The organism is Halalkalibacter suaedae (assembly GCF_017939705.1).
Lineage (GTDB): Bacteria > Bacillota > Bacilli > Bacillales > Bacillaceae_D > Halalkalibacter > Halalkalibacter suaedae.
The window spans coordinates 77886-97002 of the sequence record NZ_JAGKSQ010000008.1 but is presented as its reverse complement, the minus strand read 5'-3'; the positions used below and the strand labels follow the sequence as shown (position 1 = coordinate 97002).

At 38.4% G+C, this 19117-nt stretch carries 16 protein-coding genes and 1 tRNA gene; 5 read left to right on the top strand and 12 right to left on the bottom strand.

Translation table 11 applies throughout. The features are described 5' to 3' along the window. Position 1: 1 nt before the first annotated feature. The 3 genes from phnD to selB form a co-directional block, all read right to left on the bottom strand. On the bottom strand, positions 2-940 hold the full coding sequence (phnD, locus tag J7W16_RS17370; RefSeq protein WP_210598745.1) for a phosphate/phosphite/phosphonate ABC transporter substrate-binding protein: 939 nt from the start codon (positions 938-940) through the stop codon (positions 2-4). 79 nt (positions 941-1019) lie between these two features. After that, a complete protein-coding gene (locus J7W16_RS17365; RefSeq protein ID WP_210598744.1) occupies positions 1020-2054 on the bottom strand; it encodes a glycosyltransferase in 1035 nt (344 codons plus the stop codon). Then, on the bottom strand, positions 2032-3939 hold the full coding sequence (gene selB, locus J7W16_RS17360) for a selenocysteine-specific translation elongation factor (protein ID WP_210598743.1): 1908 nt from the start codon (positions 3937-3939) through the stop codon (positions 2032-2034). Before selB ends, J7W16_RS17365 begins: the two co-directional genes overlap by 23 nt. Positions 3940-4247: 308 nt before the next feature. On the opposite strand from selB, the gene J7W16_RS17355 reads away from it, so the two are divergent. After that, positions 4248-4344, top strand: a tRNA-Sec gene (locus tag J7W16_RS17355). 167 nt (positions 4345-4511) lie between these two features. On the opposite strand, the gene J7W16_RS17350 is transcribed toward J7W16_RS17355, so the two are convergent. Next, positions 4512-5159, bottom strand: coding sequence for a class F sortase (locus J7W16_RS17350; protein WP_210598742.1), 648 nt, complete (start codon positions 5157-5159; stop codon positions 4512-4514). Between the two features lie 338 nt (positions 5160-5497). Further along, complete coding sequence (locus J7W16_RS17345; RefSeq protein ID WP_210598741.1) at positions 5498-6862, bottom strand: copper amine oxidase; 1365 nt, start codon at positions 6860-6862, stop codon at positions 5498-5500. 178 nt (positions 6863-7040) lie between these two features. Here J7W16_RS17345 and J7W16_RS17340 point away from each other — a divergent pair, with 178 nt between their 5' ends. Both J7W16_RS17340 and J7W16_RS17335 read left to right on the top strand, forming a co-directional pair. Then, positions 7041-8069, top strand: coding sequence for an IS1595 family transposase (locus J7W16_RS17340; RefSeq protein ID WP_210598740.1), 1029 nt, complete (start codon positions 7041-7043; stop codon positions 8067-8069). Between the two features lie 36 nt (positions 8070-8105). Continuing rightward, a complete protein-coding gene (locus J7W16_RS17335; RefSeq protein ID WP_210598739.1) occupies positions 8106-8669 on the top strand; it encodes a DMP19 family protein in 564 nt (187 codons plus the stop codon). Positions 8670-8863: 194 nt separating this feature from the next. Here J7W16_RS17335 and J7W16_RS17330 read toward each other — a convergent pair whose 3' ends face one another. The 6 genes from J7W16_RS17330 to J7W16_RS17305 form a co-directional block, all read right to left on the bottom strand. Continuing rightward, a complete protein-coding gene (locus J7W16_RS17330) occupies positions 8864-9640 on the bottom strand; it encodes an anti-sigma factor (protein WP_210598738.1) in 777 nt (258 codons plus the stop codon). Next, positions 9633-10196 (bottom strand): RNA polymerase sigma factor, encoded by a 564-nt coding sequence (locus tag J7W16_RS17325; RefSeq protein ID WP_210598737.1) that lies wholly within the window; start codon positions 10194-10196, stop codon positions 9633-9635. The genes J7W16_RS17330 and J7W16_RS17325 overlap by 8 nt, the downstream gene beginning before the upstream one ends. A gap of 360 nt (positions 10197-10556) precedes the next feature. Then, positions 10557-11645, bottom strand: a complete 1089-nt coding sequence (locus J7W16_RS17320) for a PQQ-dependent sugar dehydrogenase (protein WP_346726958.1) — start codon at positions 11643-11645, stop codon at positions 10557-10559. Positions 11646-11990: 345 nt separating this feature from the next. After that, the gene (locus J7W16_RS17315) at positions 11991-13364 is read right to left on the bottom strand and encodes an MFS transporter (RefSeq protein WP_210598736.1); all 1374 of its coding nucleotides are present in this window, start codon (positions 13362-13364) and stop codon (positions 11991-11993) included. Positions 13365-13808: 444 nt separating this feature from the next. Then, positions 13809-14396: a hypothetical protein gene (locus tag J7W16_RS17310; protein ID WP_210598735.1), complete on the bottom strand. Its 588-nt coding sequence runs from the start codon at positions 14394-14396 to the stop codon at positions 13809-13811. 225 nt (positions 14397-14621) lie between these two features. After that, the gene (locus J7W16_RS17305) at positions 14622-15248 is read right to left on the bottom strand and encodes a TetR/AcrR family transcriptional regulator (protein WP_346726957.1); all 627 of its coding nucleotides are present in this window, start codon (positions 15246-15248) and stop codon (positions 14622-14624) included. A 268-nt stretch (positions 15249-15516) separates the two neighbouring features. Here J7W16_RS17305 and J7W16_RS17300 point away from each other — a divergent pair, with 268 nt between their 5' ends. Both J7W16_RS17300 and J7W16_RS17295 read left to right on the top strand, forming a co-directional pair. Continuing rightward, positions 15517-16311, top strand: a complete 795-nt coding sequence (locus J7W16_RS17300) for an SDR family NAD(P)-dependent oxidoreductase (RefSeq protein ID WP_210598734.1) — start codon at positions 15517-15519, stop codon at positions 16309-16311. Positions 16312-16759: 448 nt separating this feature from the next. Beyond that, positions 16760-17554, top strand: a complete 795-nt coding sequence (locus J7W16_RS17295) for a SurA N-terminal domain-containing protein (protein WP_210598733.1) — start codon at positions 16760-16762, stop codon at positions 17552-17554. Positions 17555-17629: 75 nt separating this feature from the next. Here J7W16_RS17295 and J7W16_RS17290 read toward each other — a convergent pair whose 3' ends face one another. Continuing rightward, positions 17630-18907 (bottom strand): hemolysin family protein, encoded by a 1278-nt coding sequence (locus tag J7W16_RS17290; protein WP_210598732.1) that lies wholly within the window; start codon positions 18905-18907, stop codon positions 17630-17632. Positions 18908-19117: the final 210 nt, after the last annotated feature.

Sequence of the window (19117 nt, the reverse complement as noted above, 5' to 3'; positions counted from 1 at the left end):
TCTATTCTAATGTAAGCATATTAAATTCACGAGCTGCATCAACAATATCTGAGTAATTACTATCTTCAGCTTCGACAAACTTTGTTGCCCCACCAAAGATACTTAAAATTTCGGGATCCTCAATCGCAAAAAATGCTTCTTGAAGCTGCGTCACTAGTTCATCACTTGTTTGTGCAGGAACAACCCAAGGGTATTGGTACAGTTCTTGTGATTCCCAAAGGATTTTAATTTCGTCCGCCGAAACCGTCCCTTGTTCAATTAATTCGTTTAAAATAGCACTGTCAATCGCCCCTGCATCAACATCCTGATTTTGAACAAGGGTTGCAACAACATCATGTGAACCAGCAAATTGAACTTGATTAAATTCATTTTGATCTTCACTCTCATAATAGCCAAGATCACGAAGATGTAAGCCTGGAATTAAATGACCCGATGTTGATGAAATACTACCGAAAGCAAAATCAACTTCACCAGCATCTGCAAGAAGCTCATCTAAGTTCGCCCACTCATTATCAGCATGGGTAATAATGTATGAGTGATAAAATGAACTCCCATCTACTTCAATCGTTACGATTGCTTTTGCACCACTCTGTTCATGAGCAATAACATACGTTAACGGGCCTAAAAAGGCTAAGTCAACATGGTTATAATTTAACGCTTCAACAACTGCATTGTAGTTTGGATACTGCGTTACAACAACTTCACGTTCAAGCTCCTCTGTTAAATAGCTCTGTAAATTATCAAGACCTGTTTGCATCTCACCTGTTGATTGAGAAGGAATAACGGCTATTTCAAAAGTACTATTATCTGTTTCCGTTTCAGCTACTTCTTCTTCAGTCGTTTCTTCATCCGTTGGTGATTCAACGACTTCGTCTGGATCACTTGACCCACATGCTGTTAGAGCAAACGCAAGCCCTAATGTAATTAACCATTTTTTCATTCTATTTCTCCACCTTTTTATCTCTTTTTCTAAGTACATTGAAAAATCTACCATCATCTCATTACCTTTGTAAAGTAACTTAACTCAAGCAATGGGTATATACTTTTAGAAATTTGTTCATCTCACCCTCTAGCGAGTGATGACTATTCATATAAGTTTGTGCATGTTTCACGAGATTTATTTGAATATTTCTATTTTCTAGGAGCTTTTCTAATTTCAAACGAAATTCTTCTGGCGAGTCAAATAGGATTCCTGTGTGACCAGGCTGAATAATGCTTTCATTCCCAGGATTCCTTCTAGCCATCACTATTTTCCCTACTTGCATTGCCTCAAGTAACGCTGTTGATTGCCCCTCTGATAGAGAGGTATTTAAAACGATGTCTGCTTGTTGATAGATTGCAGCCATTTGAGCAAGCGGAACTTCTTTAAGATAGTGAAACCAACTATGCTTTCTAGAACGTGTTTCGACTTCTTCACTGACAGTAGGATCAAGAGCTGCTCCAATAATTGTAAAAGTCAGCTCGGGATAGCGATCATGCAACTCCTTCAGTTCGTCCCATAAGAAAAACACATCCTTGACCGGTCGTAAGCCTGCCGGCAATAACAGAGCAGGCTTCCCAGGTAAAACTGGAACAATTTCAGCTTCATTTTTAGGAAGCCATACACTTTGCGGGATGACGTAGACACGATCATTAAGTTCAGGGTAGGCTTGAAGTAATTTCTGTCTACCATCCTGACTAAATACTGTAATCCCACAAGACCTATTAACAACTGATTCGATTAAGCAAGTTGCCTCAGGGCTTTTTAAGTCTTCGTTAATATCAGTGCCACCAGAGGTTAGAATATACGGCATGTCTAACTTCAAATGAGGGACTGTTTTCAACCATAATGCAAACCGCTTCAAATGAAGGACATGAACTAGATCCGCTTCGTTAAAAAACGCTTCAATCTCCTCGTTCCACTCTTCTTCTTCATAGGCAAAAACCTTTACTGTGGCATCCCACATTTTCAGCCCTTCAACAAGACGAAGAGCCGTTGTTGAATTTCCACGATGCTGTTTAAAAAATGGAGTAAAAAATAGAATGTTCGGTTTAGTGACTGAGCCAATTTTCAACTTTATCAACCTTCCATTTCCGTTCCTGATCTTGACGAATCGTTAATCCTAACTTGTCGAGCTTTTCAACAAACGGAACAAGATACTTCCTTGAAAGCCCTGTTAACTCTTTTGCATCTTGAAGCAAAAAGACATCGTTCGTCTCATTAAAAAGACTTCTGACCGCTTCACGGAACGGCTCATGATGGATTGATAATTTTTCATCTAGCTGAATTAAATGTTCTTGATGATGAAAATATAGACTAATCTCTTCATGCAGTGACTCAGGTATTTGCTGATTATCTAAATGCCGCTTCAATGCTGTGACCTTCAAACCTTCTTCTTTTAAACTCGCAAGCACATTTTCAACTCGTTTTGCCCATTGTCCAGGAGGATGTGGGGTATGCTCAGTTCCTGCAACATATGGTCCCTCGACAACAAACCAACCCTTCGACGTTCCCTCATCCATGAACCATGTCAACAATCGTTTCGGATACGTCGTAGCATAGCTTTGAATCATTTCTGCCTTTTTCATTCCTGGACGTAATGGAAATTCAGAATGATATCGCTCGAATTCTGTTTGAAACGATGTACGTAAAGAACGTAGCACTGCTTCACTTGTGATCTCACCAGAAGGAAGCTGGAGTAGTTCCGGATGGTTCGTTACCTCAGCCTGAAGCTCTTGCTCTGTGAGATGAAGTTCCTTACTCGCTTCCTTCAGCGTTAACATCTTCCGGTCAAGCAGCAGCTGTTGAAATTGCTCTTCAGGAGAGGATTTCATCTTCTGCTCTAATGCATGTACGGTCTCTTCACCAAAACGATATTTTCCGCCATGGGCATCAATGACGACACCACCACCAATCGTTTCCATCGGTGTCGGGCGACGAAGAATAAAGCGATCACCACGTCTTGTCACAATTGAATCATCAAGTCTCAGCTGACAAACAATTTGTTCGTCCCCTTCACTAAGTTCATTACGATCAAAAAAGACCACTTTTCCATATACTTCAGCTGTTCCAATATGTAGTTTGATTGCCCCACGTTGCTTAACAATATAAGAGAGCTCAGAAACAGTCGTTAATGCGACATCAATCGTATCGGTCGTATCATAATGTCCACTAGCCACGAGCACATGCCCACGCTGAACTTCATCCTTTGAAACGCCACCAAGATTAATAGCTACCCGTTGACCTGCTCGTCCTGTTGTTCTTGCTTGATGATGAACCTGGAGCTGTCTAACCCGAACGGGAATACGTTGAGGGTGGAGCTCTAGCATATCTCCCTCTTTCACTAAACCTTCATAGACCGTACCTCTAACGACTGTACCTTGTCCATGAACTGTAAACACCTGATCAATTGGCAGACGAAACGCACCACCTGCATCCTTACTGGGACGATCCCTTAAGCCATCAGCGATCGCTACTTTCAACTCTTCAATTCCGTCCCCACTTAAACTATCAACAAAGATTAACTCTTCATCTTCTAAAAAGGTCCCTTCAATTGCTTCTCGAATATCGAGTTCAACAATTTCTAGCATCTCCTCATCAATACGATCTTTCTTCGTAACAACAACTAAACCTTTCTCAATCCCCAGTAACCGAAGAATGTCTAAGTGCTCACGTGTTTGTGGCATAATCCCTTCATCAGCAGCAATGACAAGCATGACAAGATCAATCCCAGCCACTCCTGCGATCATCTGTCGAACAAAACGCTCATGCCCCGGCACATCAATGAGCGAAACTTCCATCTCGTCCGTCAATTTTAGTGGAGCATATCCAAGTTCAATTGAAATACTCCGCTCCTTCTCTTCCTTCAATCGATCGGTATCTATGTTTGTTAAAGCTTTCGTTAATGTTGTTTTGCCATGATCAATATGACCAGCCATACCAACTGTGTAGTGTTTCATAACGTTTGACCCTTCCTTGTTGCCTATTTTTCACATTACCTAATCATACTATAATCATGAAATGAAAAACAAAGGAAAGGTTGTTGTCTGAGAAAATAGATTGAAAAAGTGGTTGGGAATGGGTAAATAAGGAATGGACTTTATGTTACTCTAACCTCATTTTGCTAGAGTAATTCATTTATAGTGTTAACTTGCAACTTGAAAATTGAGGTGATCAGATAAAGTGTGTCTATTTAACTCTTGCGGAAGGTTGTCGAAGTGTGTATAATAGTTTAAGTCGGATTTAGATTTACTTATTTTTTTAATTTGGGGCTGGCTGTGACACTGGTGTTCGCCACGGTCTTCAAAACCGCTTGGGAGGCGCGTGCCGTCTCCGGTAGGTTCGATTCCTACACAGTCCCGCCAAACCATACATATTAAAGACTTGTGTTTACCTATTTTAATAATAAAAGATAAATGGTGCCGAAAAAAGGTGCCATTTTTTTATTTTCTCTTCATAACCTAAGCTCATTAGAAGGACCTCCAAACAAAGAAAAGCCCCTGTAAAAAACAGGAGCTTCTTCAAAGCTTTACTACAAGTCAGACTTTAACACCGTGTAGACAACCAGCCTTTCGTCATGTGTACCCGCATCTCTATTAAATTCACCAGTACATGTAATCAAATTTAATTGACGTCTAAATGAGTAGCCGAAAATCTTCTGAACAGGTGCTTCTTCTCTTGGGTATGCCACTTTATCTTGGACAATAAACGTTAGAGGTTCACCTTCTTCTCCAGTGACGATGATTTCATCGCCTTTTTCAAGCTTGTGAAGATCATAGAATATGGCTGGCCCTGTTTTACTATCAACATGTCCAGCTAACACTGCACTCCCTTGATCCCCTGGCTTTGTGCCCAGCTCATACCATGCGACCCCATCTATCGTATCAGGCTCTTCCATTTGCCCATTTGGAAGTAACCCCACATTTTCTATCTCAGCTTCAACATCTATTCTAGGGATTGTGACTCGAATAGGCGTAATGCCAACTCGTTCGTCTCGAATGATCTTAGTCTCCTGTTTCGTTTGTTCTGTTTTGGAGCTTTTCTCCGCCGAATCTAGTTGAAATGGCTCGTTTGTTTCGAATGCTGATGCTTGACCGTCTCCCTCCATTTGCTCCTGTCCTCCACAAGCAGAAAGAACGAATGTGACACTAAAAAAAATGATCCCAAGCCAAGTGTTCATTGACTCCCCCTCCCCTCTTTGCCTTCAGAAAATTTGTGCACCCTGTTCGCTCCATTATTCCATTAAAGTGAAACAAAACGAATAGATTTAGAAATCAAACGGACATCCTATCAGTTATTTTTAATATTTTTGGTCATTTAAATAAGCATACGGACATCTATTCCTTTATTCACCTAATACTAGATTCTTTTTTCATATTATCTTCTTATTAACGGAACCGATGTCCGTAAAAAACTAAAAACAGCTTATTTGTTGATAATAACGGAACAAATGTCCTTTAGACACAGATTTCTTAATAACTTCTAGAAGCAAGAGGTGAACTCCCCTTACTTCCGTTCCTATGCCTGCTTGCGTCTTAAAACAAAGAAACTAGATCCTGCTAGTAGGATCACTATCAGAATAGCTGCAAACTCCATGCTAAAGCCTGATTGAGCCGTTCCACCTAGACCTGTTTTTGGCATATCAGTTGGAGTTTTATCCGTAAATGAGTCTGGAAATTGGTCAACAATCGCAGATGATAGGCTTTCTCCAACACCGAACATATGTGCATAAGCCTCTCTCGCATTCTGATAGGCCGCCTCATAATCGCCAGCTACATAACTATCAAATGACATCACCAGTTGGTCAACATGCATCTGTAAGCCATCTGCTAGAGCTGTAGCTTCTAAACGTTCTTCAGTCGCCGTTTCTAGAAACGCTGAGAAATCTTCGCGGTAATTGTCAAGGTTCATCAAGGCTTCTCGGCGTCCTTCTTCATTCTCCTCAGCTGTTGCGACGACGTAGTCAACAAAATAGCCAATATGCTCGCTCCACATTTGTTCAAACACGTCTCCGCCTTCTTCTCCGTAGACAGCAGAAATCGCATCAGATAATTTGCTTGTATTTTCATTTAATGCAGCTGCAATTGCGTCAAAGTCAGCTGCACCATCGATCCCCTTTTGCATCGCAAAAACCGCAAGACCTGCATGTTCGGACAACAAATGATTAAGATTTGCACGAAGATCAGCAGCTGGTGTGGCTGGCGTCGTTTCTTCAAATTCATCAGGGAATTGGTCCGTTATCGCAGTTGAAAGACCTTTTCCAACACCATACATATGATGAACAGCTTCACGTGCATTCTCATATGTCGCATCGTAATTCCCTTCTACATATTGATCAAACGCCCAAACCAATTGATCCACATGCATTTGTAATCCCTCCGCAAGAGCCGAAGCTTCTAGTCGTTCTTCTGTAGCTGTCTCAAGAAAAGTAGAGAAATCAGTTCTATATTGGTCTAGTTCGGCTAATGCAGCTTGGCGACCTTCTTCATTTTCCTCAGCTGTCGATACAACATAGTCCACGAAGAAACCAATATGTGCACTCCACATTTCCTTGAATTGTTCGCCGGCCTCATCACCGTAGACCGAGGCAACTGCAACCGATAGATCTTCTGTGTTTTGGTTTAGCGCTACTGCAATTTCATCAAAATCCTCTGCTCCGTCGACTCCTTTTTGCATCGTGTAAATGGCGAGAAACGCATGTTCAGATAAGTATTGATCTAATGTAGCTCTTAAATCTGATGCTGGCGTTGAAACCGAAACGGAACCATCATGCATATGTCCGTCCGAATGACCTTCATGTGCAAGCCCTGTCATCGTTGGTACAAATAGTAATGATAATGAAAGTGGTACGACCATCATTGATTTTCTAAGATTTTTTTTCATTTCAAACACTCCTTTTATGGTTTTAATATTTAAGATTCATAGAGCTAACGAAGAAAGTTTGAATTTGGATCACTTTTTTTAATAAAAAGGCTCTGATAAAGGTAAATGTTGATATTTGATACCTATCCGAAATCTTAGTATAATCAACACAAGAACAAACATTCGGGAGGTTGTAAGTATGAGCAAAGCGTTTAGTAACTTGTTAAAACACATTGATACACTACCACATACGAAAAAAGAGCAAGTTTATCAGTGGGTTAAACGCTATGTTCAGCCTTCTTCCTCTGTCGGTGGTCATCTAATCAATGAAATGCGAGAAACTCGCTTTAAAGAAGGGATTGAATGTCCTCATTGTGCTTCTGAACACATCGTTCGTTTCGGTACACCCAATGGTCGTCAACGCTATTGTTGTAGGTGTTGTAGTAAGACCTTTACTGATACAACAAATACTGTTCTTTACCGTACTCGAAAAGGAAACGAATGGATTACATTTGTCGATTGTATGTTCAAAGGTTATTCCCTCCGAAAATCTGCTGAAATCGTAGGGGTTACTTGGGTTACTCTTTTTTACTGGAGACACAAGTTGTTAAATGCCCTTAAACAAATGGATTTTGAGCAATTTGAAGGTATCGTTGAAGTTGACGAGACCTATTTCCTATATTCTGAAAAAGGTAAGAGAGGTATTTCAGACCGCAAACCTCGAAAGCGTGGTGGGAAATCAAAACACAGAGGTATTAGCCACGAACAGGTTTGTGTTCTTGTTGCAAGAGACCGCACAAAATCTACTGTATCTAAAGTTGTTTGTATGGGTCGTGTTGTGAAAACGAAAGTTGATAGGATGATTGGTTCTAAACTAACATCTGATAATGTACTTGTTACAGATGCTTGGAGAGCCTACAAAACATATGCAAAAGAAAAAGGTATAGAGCATTATAGAATCAAATCAAATGATGGAAAGCACGTTATAAAAGGCTTGTATCACATTCAGAATGTAAATGGTCTCCATTCTCGCATGAAACGTTGGATAGACCGTTTTAAAGGTGTGGCTACAAAGTATCTCGACAATTACCTTACGTGGTTTCTGTTTGTTGATAGCCGAAGTAACGAAAGCACAAGACACAATATTAAAGAATTTCTATTAACATCATTTGTATTTGAGATGACAGATACCTATGATAGCCTTCGTTTATCTCGTTTTACCACCTAATTAAAGTTAATCCAATAGAAATGGAGGTTAATTTTTATGAATGAATATCGGGAAATAATTAAGGATTTAATCCAACTAAATCTTCTAACGAAGAAATCAGGTGAAGAAATCATCAATGAGATTGCATTAAACTTATACAATGACGAGAATAATCATTTAACCCAAAAGGATGTATTTTATAAATTACCTGTTGTAATAAGAGACATAATACTTGTAATTAACTTAGATACGGAACTGAATATGCAAGGTATATTGGGTTTCTTAGAGAATTCAACAGGATTATTCTTAGGTGATACGATTGACACTTTACAACGAATACAAGCAAAAGAAGATTACGAAATACTAAAGGCAATAAATTCTATACTGGAACAAAACAATGTATCGACACAGGATTTAAGAAATAATGTTGATAATCAAATGGAATACTCTATAACTTCTTTTTCTGAAACTCACAGTTCTAAATATGATGCTATGGTGTTAGAAATTAGTGAAGTAGCTGATAAACTTTATCTTTATGATGGCGATAGAAACTTATTCGATTACCTTATACAATACGTTGATATAAACAAAAATGATTTAGTAGGAGAACTTAATAGTTAAGTAGAAATCCTATCATTTTTACAAGAACCTCCTTGAAGTTAAGGCGGGAATCATGCAGTAATTGATTCCCGATTTATTTTTGTTAATTATCAACATTAAAATTTAACAGAGCCAATAAAAAATATAAAATAAAAAGAACCTACCCATAAAAGCTAGTCAAACTAGCCTTTCAAAAGTAGGTTCTTTCCGTTCCGTTATAGCTCAGAGAGAGTTAGGATCTCACCCTCCGGCTCTTGATTATTAGGTTTCCGCTCACGAGAAATCGCAATTGCCTCTCCAAGAGACTGGTCATTTAAGTCCATCGAAAAGGTTACAGCACCCTGTCCTTGTTCATTTGTGAGAAAAGAACCTGCTGGATACGGAGTCCCATCTCGGATGATCCATACTTGGTATACTTCCGTTTGCTCAAGCTGTGGCAGATCATCCACCTGGACAACAAGCTGATATGAAGACGCATCTTGTAGAATGGACGCTGTTCCTAGTTGTAAGTCTGAATCCATTTGACTTAAAGGTGCAGAGGCCACAAGCTGTGCACTTGATGTGGTTTCTTGGTCGACCACAGCTAGCAATTCATCCCGTTCTTCTTCAAGTGTCGCGACATTTGTTTCTAACTGATTCATAATTGTCATCGTGTAGACATGAAGACCAATTGATAGCACAAGAGCTGCTACGGCAGCATATCCCCACATTGGTGCACTTTTTTTCATTGGAACAACTACTTCTTCTTTTGGTTCTAAAGGTCGAGTATTTTCGTCAGCAAGCACCGTATCAAGAATTCGTTCCTTCATTCCACTAGGAGGGGCGATTATACCATGATGCAAAGCCATCTCTTCATTTAACCCAATCAGATCGGCATAGAGTGCTTGGCAATCTTCACATTCCTGTAAATGATTTTCAAACTGCTTTTGTTCATCCTCTGATAGAGCATTGTTCACGTAATCTAGTAGTTGTACACATTCTTTCTCATTCATGGTTTTCACCTCTCACTTGTTCCCGACTTAGTTTCTTTCGTAGATGTTTAAGTGCTAGCCTAATCCGTCCCTTTACAGTCCCTAATGGAATCTGACAGGTATCAGCTATATGTTTTTGAGTATGACCTTCAAAATAAAAAAGCTTCACAATCGTTTGTTGGTCGTTCGGTAATGTGGACATAGCTTCGTGAATGGTATCATTTTCTTCCTTCTGAACGACCTTCTTCTCAATGTTCTCTGGATCTTCTCGTTGATCTCGTTCCAAAAGCCCATATTCAGTCTTCTTTTGCTTCCTTAAGGCATCAATGGCTGCATTGCGAGCGAGCGTCAACAACCAGGAAGAGAATGAGCCTTTTGTAGAATCATACATTGATTTTTGCTTCCATAGTTTGAGGAAGAGATCCTGCATGATCTCTTCCGTAAGACCAGAGTCCTTAACAAATCGATAAATGAAAGAAAATAAAATACGTTCGTATCTGTCGTAAAGCAACTCTAGGGCCTCTTTATTATGCTGTTTGATTCGAATATAGAGGTCTTCATCATTGTAGTGGTCCATCACAATCTCCTTTAATCGTTACTCCCCTTACTTAGCAAACGGATACTCATACAAGAAGAATCACTCATCTTTAGATTTCCGCTTTGGCAGATTTAGTATAATCGAACTTGCTTAAGGGTGTCCGATCTTAATAATTCCTTATTGAAAAAACTAGCTTAGAAGAAAGGCACTATGACCCGCTCCTACTCATTGGGGGTACCTTTGAAGTTACAGATTCTTTTTTCCAAACAAGCAATGGGCTCAGAAACGAATAAAGCCACTTTATTTTGAAAGTGGCTGTTTTCATCTAACATTCACTTAAAATAATCGAGTTTATCCGTTCACAGAATGAAGAAACTACTATACTAGTTCTGAACTCCTCTATCTTCTTTCCAATTCCGAAAGTGAAATCCTATACAACTTATCATCATTCTCTCTTGGAGTACCTCGCCCATCCTTGTTATTACTAATGAAGTAAAGATAGTTATCCTCTATACGCACATCTCGTATTCTTCCGATACCACTTATCACTTCATAATACTGACCTGTTTCAAGATCAAATTCTAGAACAGCAGAACCTCTTAATGCTGCAACATATAGCTTCCCGTTATGATTGTCCATCCCTGATGGTGCCCATGTTGAACTACTACCAGAAGTGAATTGAGGTGGGACTAACCCATCTTCCTCCTCAGTTCCTTCAATAAGTGGCCATCCGTAGTTTTGACCAGCTTCAATTACATTAATTTCATCGTTAGCCTCGTTACCATGCTCACTGGCATATAGTGTTCCATCAGGTAACCAAGTAATCCCTTGTGGATTTCGATGACCTAGACTATAGACGTATGAATTCGGGAAAGGATTATCACCTGGAATTGAACCATCTAGATTCATTCTTAATATTTTGCCTGCTAATGAGGTAGAATCTTGAGAGATACTTCTTTCATAAGCATCACCTACAGTAATATAAAGGGTTTCGTCCGGGCCAATTTCAAGTCTTCCACCATCATGCCAGGAATTACCTAGGATGTTATCAAGAAGAACATTTTCTTCAGTCCAAATGTTATCCTCTAGACGCAGGGTTACAACCCGGTTAAACTGTCCTCTGTTGTCTTCGTATGTATAATATGCATAAGCAATACTTGATTTCTCAAAGTTAGGAGAGAGCACGAACCCCATTAACCCATCCTCTGACCCAGTAGATAATTCTTTACTGAGTTCTACATCTTGTCTTATCAGTTCGCCATTTTCTATTTTGGCAATGGTCCCTGGTCTTTCTGTCACATAGAATATATCATTATGTCTCTCAATCGACCATGGGACATTCAGATTCCCTATTACCACTTCTATTTTTCCATTTACTTGCTCTTCCTGATTAATTTCCTCGGTATCCAGTGAATCTTGTTGACCAGTTGGAGAGCACCCAACGAAGAAAAGGAAACCGACCATTACTAAACCAAAGACTTTTTTCACTTCTACTCCCCCATTATCTATATTCCAATAATCTTCTTACACCTTTACCTATCTTAGCTATGTATTAACTATACCATGTTACTTGTCACGACTAGGTTAATATTATGGAGATTCTAGCAAACACTCTGATAAAAAAGAGCTCATTTTAATTTAGCTTTGTTCAAACTAAACCTCAGATATATAATATCATCTATCCCCTCTTACAATTTACAGGCAAAAAGCAGGCAACCTCAGTCACCTGCTTCCTTTCAATATTTTCTAACTTCAGGAGTGATGTCCGTACACTCTCTATCTTTGTTCTGTTCTGATTTTATAAATCAGCTTAAGACACTTTCTCCCGTCCCCTTACTTTTTCATTACTAAACGAAAGAAAAGGCAGTTTGCTATTGTCAATATAGCGAGACTTATGAATACATTGCTATACATCGTCTCATTTCCTTCTGCAATGGAAAAAGGATTAATTAAAAAATCGGTTTTGTAATCTAAGGCTTTCCCAATCAATGCTCCACCAAGGGCTCCAGCCATAAAATTAAATAAATTATATATACCCATTCCGACTCCGATTTCACTTTTAGGTAATGCTTCTGATAGTAAGTTAGCCGTAGACGTTTGAATGAACGGAAAGGCGATGAAAACCAATAAAGTAACAAGTGCGATGACCCATGTGTTCTGTCCAACTAAAGTTGATAACAAACCAAAACCAGAAATCATAAAGGCAAATGCAAGATAGACGACTTGCTTACCTCCCCACTTTTCCGTTAAAACACCCGCCCATTTTCCTGTTAATGCCGCTGCCATTGCTGCAGGAAAGATCGTTAAACCAATAGCGAGTGTGTTTAACCCATTGACATCACTTAACATAAGAGGCAATAGAAACATATTGCCCATCATTGTCATCATTGCAAAAAAACTAGTAATAATGGTCGTCCGATAAGAAACACTTCGAAATAAATCCGGTCGGATAAATGGATTATCGTATTTGAAAATTCTTAACACAAACAAAACAAAGAAACCAATACTAATAATAAGATACCACCATACGAGTAGCGTAATAAAAAGAATGATGGACGCAACAGCTATCGCCACTAGAAAAGCACCTAGCAAGTCTACTTTCCCAGCTTTCTTCTCCTCTTTTGGAATCCACATCCAAAAAAACGGAATTGATAATAATACACATGCTGAAATCAAAAATAAGAAATTCCAATGTAAGATCCCCGCGACAAATCCTCCAATGACTGGTCCTATTCCTGAAGCAAATGCCATTGTACTAGATATAATCCCTAATACCTTTCCTCTTTCTTGTGGGAAGTACCTTGAAGGGACAATGAAAACTAAAGCAAGGATTGAAGAGGCACCTGCTGCTTGAACGATTCGTGCTACAATGACCATAAGAAAACTAGGTGAGAAGAATCCTAAAATCGAACCTACTCCAAACAAACTCAATCCTATCGTTAGTAACGTTTTCAACGGATAAATGTCAGCTAGTTTTCCATACATGAGTGCACCAATCGCATAAACAACAATATATGAAGTCACAACCCAACTGACCTGTGATGGCACGAGAGAAAATGAATAGGCGATATCAGGTACAGCAATCATAAACATTGTTCCGTTCATAACTGAAAATAGCAGTACCGTGCACATGATGAATATAATCTTCCTTTTCTCGGATTGACTGAGTCTATTTTCTATACTCGTTTGCCCCGCAATCGTTGTCATGATCATCACTCCTTTTTGCCCTAACTTCGGCTAAAACCCTACCCATCATAAACAAGACAGTCAAAAAAAGCCAATCATTTGTCTTACTTATATTCACGAAACTTATCCTGTGGAATTAAGGTTTTTTTTAGTGGTTGTCCACTTAAATGCCAATAGTAAAAGAGGCTGGGAATAAAGTGATTAACTAATGGAAAATCCGAACAATTGTGGGTGGCGGACGTAAACCGCTCCTGAAATATACTTCGCTTTCCGCGGGAAGCCGGTGAGCCTCCTCGTGCTTCGCACTGCGGGGTCTCACATTTGGCTTTTAGGTCCTGCAGGAGTCTACGTATATTTCATCCGCTACGCGATTGCATTATTCGGTATTTTAGTTAAGCACTTTAGTTATGTCCCAGCCTCTTTTGATAAATATAGAGGTGTTTATAATCGATTTCTTCAGTACACTTAATTATAACGATGTTGTTGATTCTGACCATTCATTTGGCCATTATTTGCCATCTGTCGATACGGCTGAAATCCTTGGGGTGGCATTTGACTAATCGCCTGCTGTTGCTCCGTTGTTGTTGCTACTGGATGTGTCATCCAACCCATTTGCTCAGCTAGCCTTTCATGTTGTTCAGCAAGTTGAAATTGCTGCATTGCCATTTCAATATGAAGATGCTTAACTTGGATATTCTTCATACTAGAAGCAGAGACAAAATTATCATTTGCCATGGCTGTTGCCGTAAAATGGGCATCAAGTGCCATATCTCTATCAGTGATATCGATATCTGCTGGCGTAGGTTGAGGTTGTTGCATCTGCATTCCATTTTGCGGAATGGGCGGCACCGTGATTTGTTGGTTCGTTTGATGAGGATTCAAAAGCATATTCATAACCTGTACATGGTTTTTCATTGCACCGATTTGTTGATTGAATATCTGATTTAGCTGTTGGTTTTTAGTTAGTTTCGTGTACAATTCTAGTCTACGAATTACACCTTGATGTGAAGAAAGATGATTTGCCATAAGCCCAACATCTACTGTTTTTAACATAATCTACCTCCTAAGCTGTATGTACCTGTTAAGTTGTTCAAGTGATCATCTTTTTATTCGTATAATTCCAGTTAATTCAAACATTTAAAACCATACTCTTTTTACTTTAGGACTACAATGGATGTCCCAAGCTATAACTTTAACCAATTTCTTCTGTTTAACATTATTCTCGATTCTCAAACCTTTTCTATTCATGAATTACTGGCATCAGATAGTCTGACTTCCCTAATTTGATTTCTTCTCTACTACTTCAACACTAATCTCCTTTATACTAATCCTCTGGCTATTTCTTATAATTTCTAGCAGTTGTTCAGCCATATATTCTGAACTATATTGATAGTCGGTATGTACCCATTCCATAATCATTCCGACAAGAGCATAGGAATGATAACTCGCAAGGATATTTATATCTATTGTTTGATTTGATAGTGAGTACGCGAAGTCATTAAACAATAACTGTTTGATCTCTTGACATAGTTTATTTTCAAATCCAGCAAAATTAGTTGAAGAAGCTATTAGTGTATAGAACGATGCATGTGTTTCAACATGTTCAAAGATTTTTATTGCTTTTGAAGTTAAGTATCTAACATCAATTTTTTCAAGGTCCTTGTAAGGTTCTCTGAACGACATGATTAAATCATTGGTAACATCACATATAATCTCATCTAATATGTCCTCTTTATAGACATAATTTTTATAAAAGGTTCCCCGATTGACATCTGCCTCATGTACAATTTCCGTGATTGAGATACTTTTGAAATCCTTTTTTTTCATTAAGCTAAGCAAGGCACGTTTCATTGCAGCTCTTGACTTTAGAATTCTTCTATCCACTTGATCGGATCTCTCACCCACCCCAATACCTCCATTCCAATTTAAATGAACAAATAATTTGACCAATGTCTATTAACATACATTATCACTATCTTTTGCTGATTGATCTTAGCTTTCGGTATGAAATATAATTTTGATATGAAAGATAATCAACATTTGTTCGTTATATTTATTCTATTCTAACTAATTTCTGCAAAATAGCAAAATTTTGTTCTATTTTTCATTCTCAAAACGCCTTTTGTATTCGCATACAAAATCATCTCATCAACGAATAAAAGGAGGAAATACAATGAATGTCTTAAATAAAGTCATTGTTGTTACTGGTGCCGGTGGAGGCATTGGACGTGAGATTGTCTTAAATCTTCTTGCTAAGGGAGCGAGTGTCGCTGCTGTCGATATTAATCAAGAGGCACTAGCTGAAACTCTCAAAATAGCAGGAGATAAAGGTTCAAAAGTCTCAATACATGTGGTCAATCTTACTGAAAGAGAAGCGGTCGAAGCACTTCCTGAACAAGTAATTGCTCATCACGGTTCGGTCGATGGAATCATTAATAATGCCGGAATTATCCAACCATTTGTACATGTAAATGAGCTTGACTACGAAAAGATAAAACTCGTCATGGATATTAATTTTTATGGAACTCTTTATATGGTGAAATCCTTCATACCTTATCTCCTAAAAAGACCAGTGGGACATATTACAAACATTTCAAGTATGGGCGGTTTCTTACCAGTACCAGGTCAATCAATATATGGGGCTTCCAAGGCCGCTGTAAAACTTCTAACAGAAGCTTTACACTCCGAGCTTAAAGATACAAACGTAAAAGTCACTGTCGTATTTCCTGGAGGTGTAGGTACCAACATTATGAAAAATTCAGGTGCAGAGCGTTCAAATCAACCTGTAGATGAAAAACAAAGGCAAAAAATACTAACACCAAAAGAAGCTGCCGAAATAATTGTAACTGGCATGGAGAAAGATAAGTTCAGTGTTCTTGCAGGAAAAGATGTATACCTAATGGATAAGATTTACCGAGTAAACCCTAAAAAGGCAGCTGAATTAATTGCAAAAAAATTAAAGCACTAATTAGTACATTCTGCGGCCATTAAATGTAAGGAAGTAGCCGTACATTGATCGAAAAAGCTAAATGACAATCAACTTATATGTCTTTTAGCTTTTTTTACTTATATTCTACTAATTTATCTCTTTTATAGCCGATTAAAAACAAACTACTCATATATTTACTGTTTTTTTCAATACGATTCTTCTCTTCTAACTAAGATATCCAATCTTATTTACCTCTTCTTATTTGTCTAAAAAAGTAGGATCTAATCAAAAAAAATCAAATGTTATCCTTTGTGTAAATAAGGTCATAATTTCACACATTAATATAAATTCATACAGAAACTTGATATGGCAAGGGTTTAACAGATCAATAACTTCTATTTCCCTTGGCGTCAGTCTTGTTAGTATTACATACAGCAATAATAGATGTTACAATGACAAACATCACGTAATGGAAGGGGAATAATTAATGAACAAGAAATGGTTATTAGGTTTATCACTTGCAGGACTGCTAGCAGTTTCAACAGCTTGCAACTCAGATGAACCAGCTGAAAATAGTAGTGAGGAAGCCGAGTCAACAGAAGAAGTAGCGGAAGGGGAACAAGCTGAGAGTGATGTAGCTAGTGAGCAACCTGAAATGCCTGAACCGGATTTGGAAGGGATTCCAGAGGTTGTGGCAGCAGTGAACGGTGAAGAAATTCTTAAAGAGGAATTTATTGCTACATATCAGGGACAATTCCAGCAAGCTATGCTGCAAGCACAAATGAGCGGGCAAGAGATAGACCAAGATCAATTGAAAGAGCAAATAGCAGAAAGTATGATTGGTCAAACACTTCTAATCCAAGAAGCAAACGATAGAGATCTTCAAGTTTCGGAAGAAGAAATCAATCAAATACTTGATCGAATACAAGAGCAAAACGGGCTCGAATCCAGAGAAGCGCTTATGTCAGCTTTCGAACAACAAGGTTTGAGTGAAGCACAAGTAATGTCAGAGGTTGAAATGCAAGTGAAAATAGATCAGATGATTGCAAATGAATCTGGTGAAATTGAAGTCACTGACGAGGAACTTAATGAGCTTTATGAAATGTTTGTTGCTCAACAAGAGCAAATGGGTGGAGAAGATGGACAAGAAGTAGAGGTCCCCTCTTTTGATGAAATCAAATCAGAGCTTGAAAACCAAGTAAGAAGCCAGAAAGAAGCAGAATTAGCACAAGCGTTTGTTGAAAGTCTTCGTGCAGATGCAGACGTCACTGTAAACTTATAATTTCAAGATTTATTTAGGTTCCTGCCATCGTGAGTCATCATCATTGGCAGGAACCTTGTTATAATTTAATAGAAACTATTCATTTATATTAGTATCAATAGATGGTTCTTCATTCAACATCACTCTAACGTTTATCACTCTTCTTTCATCTGCCTTAGTGACAACTAGTTTTACACCCTCATAGTTAAGCTCTTCCCCTGTAACTGGTACATAATGAAACTCCTCAGCTATCCAACCACCAAGAGTAATATTCCTGCTATCTGGCAGTTCCATTTCCACCATTCTTGCAAAATCATCCAACGGAAAATCACCATAGAATTCATATTCATTCGGGCCTACCTGTTTGGCCTCATTTACTTTCTCGTCATGTTCATCCCAAATTTCGCCTACTAGCTCCTCTAGTATATCCTCTAGGGTAATGATCCCAGAAGTCCCTCCAAATTCATCTATGACAACAGCCATATGGACTCGTTCTTTTTGTAACTTTGGCAAAAGTGAAGAGATACCTAATGTTCCTATCACGTACAATGGCTTTCTAATTATTTTTCTTATGTCTACCTCTTGTTTTTTAACAAGCTGTGAAAGAAATTCTCTTTCAGATAAAACGCCGATGATGTTATCAATTGACTTTTCATATACGGGCACTCGAGAAAATCTTTCTCTCATTAGTATCGCTGTAACTTCTTCAATCGGCATGTCAACATCAATTGCTACAATATCGGTACGTGGTGTTAATATTTCGAGTACTTTTATATCATTAAAGTCTAAGGTATTATGAAGGAGCTCTTTTTCATTTTGTTCAAGTACGCCCTCTTCCTCACTTATCGTGAACATCTCTTTTAATTCTTCCTCCGTTACTGAAGGACTTTGTTCTGATCTCTTCACAAATTTTGTAAGAGAGTTCTTTAATTTAACTAGCAGCCACGTAAAGGGTGTAAATAGTTTCATTAATAGAAGTAAGATAGCTGAAACCCCGAGAGCTAGAGACTCAGCATTTTCTTTGGCTAAGGACTTCGGTAGAACTTCTCCAAAGATAAGAATGACGATTGTCATTACAATCGTACTGATAAGTGGTCCAGTACTTCCACCTAATAATTCTGTTGCTAACTGTGCAGAAATCGTAGCAGCTGCAATATTCACCAAATTATTACCGATTAATATAGTAGAAAGAGCATGATCAAAATTTTGCGAGATATAAAGGGCTTTAGACCCTCCACGCCGATTCTCATCTGCATAGCTTTTTAGTCTTAATTTGTTTGCACTTGAGTACGCCGTTTCTATCGATGAAAAAAACGCAGATAATATAATTAATACGAAAAGTATCACAACTAAATTCAGTGGTATTTCTGACAAGTAGAACCTCTCCCAACCAAAATGAACTACTGTTAACCTACCCGATAATGAGTTATCAAAACGTCTCTATTTCATTAGAGGATGATAAATTGTAGATTAAAAATAAAAAGAGTCCAGGATACAATAAAGTGTCTAACTCAAATCTCGAACAAAACAATCATGTAACGGTTGACATATTGTTCAGATATTCTATTATCACTTTTATCCCAG

Coding starts and splice junctions, on each gene's coding strand:
- phnD (WP_210598745.1), bottom strand. CDS start 940: ATGAAAAAATGGTTAATTACATTAGGGCTTGCGTTTGCTCTAACAGCA.
- selB (WP_210598743.1), bottom strand. CDS start 3,939: ATGAAACACTACACAGTTGGTATGGCTGGTCATATTGATCATGGCAAA.
- J7W16_RS17350 (WP_210598742.1), bottom strand. CDS start 5,159: ATGAACACTTGGCTTGGGATCATTTTTTTTAGTGTCACATTCGTTCTT.
- J7W16_RS17345 (WP_210598741.1), bottom strand. CDS start 6,862: ATGAAAAAAAATCTTAGAAAATCAATGATGGTCGTACCACTTTCATTA.
- J7W16_RS17340 (WP_210598740.1), top strand. CDS start 7,041: ATGAGCAAAGCGTTTAGTAACTTGTTAAAACACATTGATACACTACCA.
- J7W16_RS17335 (WP_210598739.1), top strand. CDS start 8,106: ATGAATGAATATCGGGAAATAATTAAGGATTTAATCCAACTAAATCTT.
- J7W16_RS17330 (WP_210598738.1), bottom strand. CDS start 9,640: ATGAATGAGAAAGAATGTGTACAACTACTAGATTACGTGAACAATGCT.
- J7W16_RS17325 (WP_210598737.1), bottom strand. CDS start 10,196: ATGGACCACTACAATGATGAAGACCTCTATATTCGAATCAAACAGCAT.
- J7W16_RS17315 (WP_210598736.1), bottom strand. CDS start 13,364: ATGACAACGATTGCGGGGCAAACGAGTATAGAAAATAGACTCAGTCAA.
- J7W16_RS17310 (WP_210598735.1), bottom strand. CDS start 14,396: ATGTTAAAAACAGTAGATGTTGGGCTTATGGCAAATCATCTTTCTTCA.
- J7W16_RS17300 (WP_210598734.1), top strand. CDS start 15,517: ATGAATGTCTTAAATAAAGTCATTGTTGTTACTGGTGCCGGTGGAGGC.
- J7W16_RS17295 (WP_210598733.1), top strand. CDS start 16,760: ATGAACAAGAAATGGTTATTAGGTTTATCACTTGCAGGACTGCTAGCA.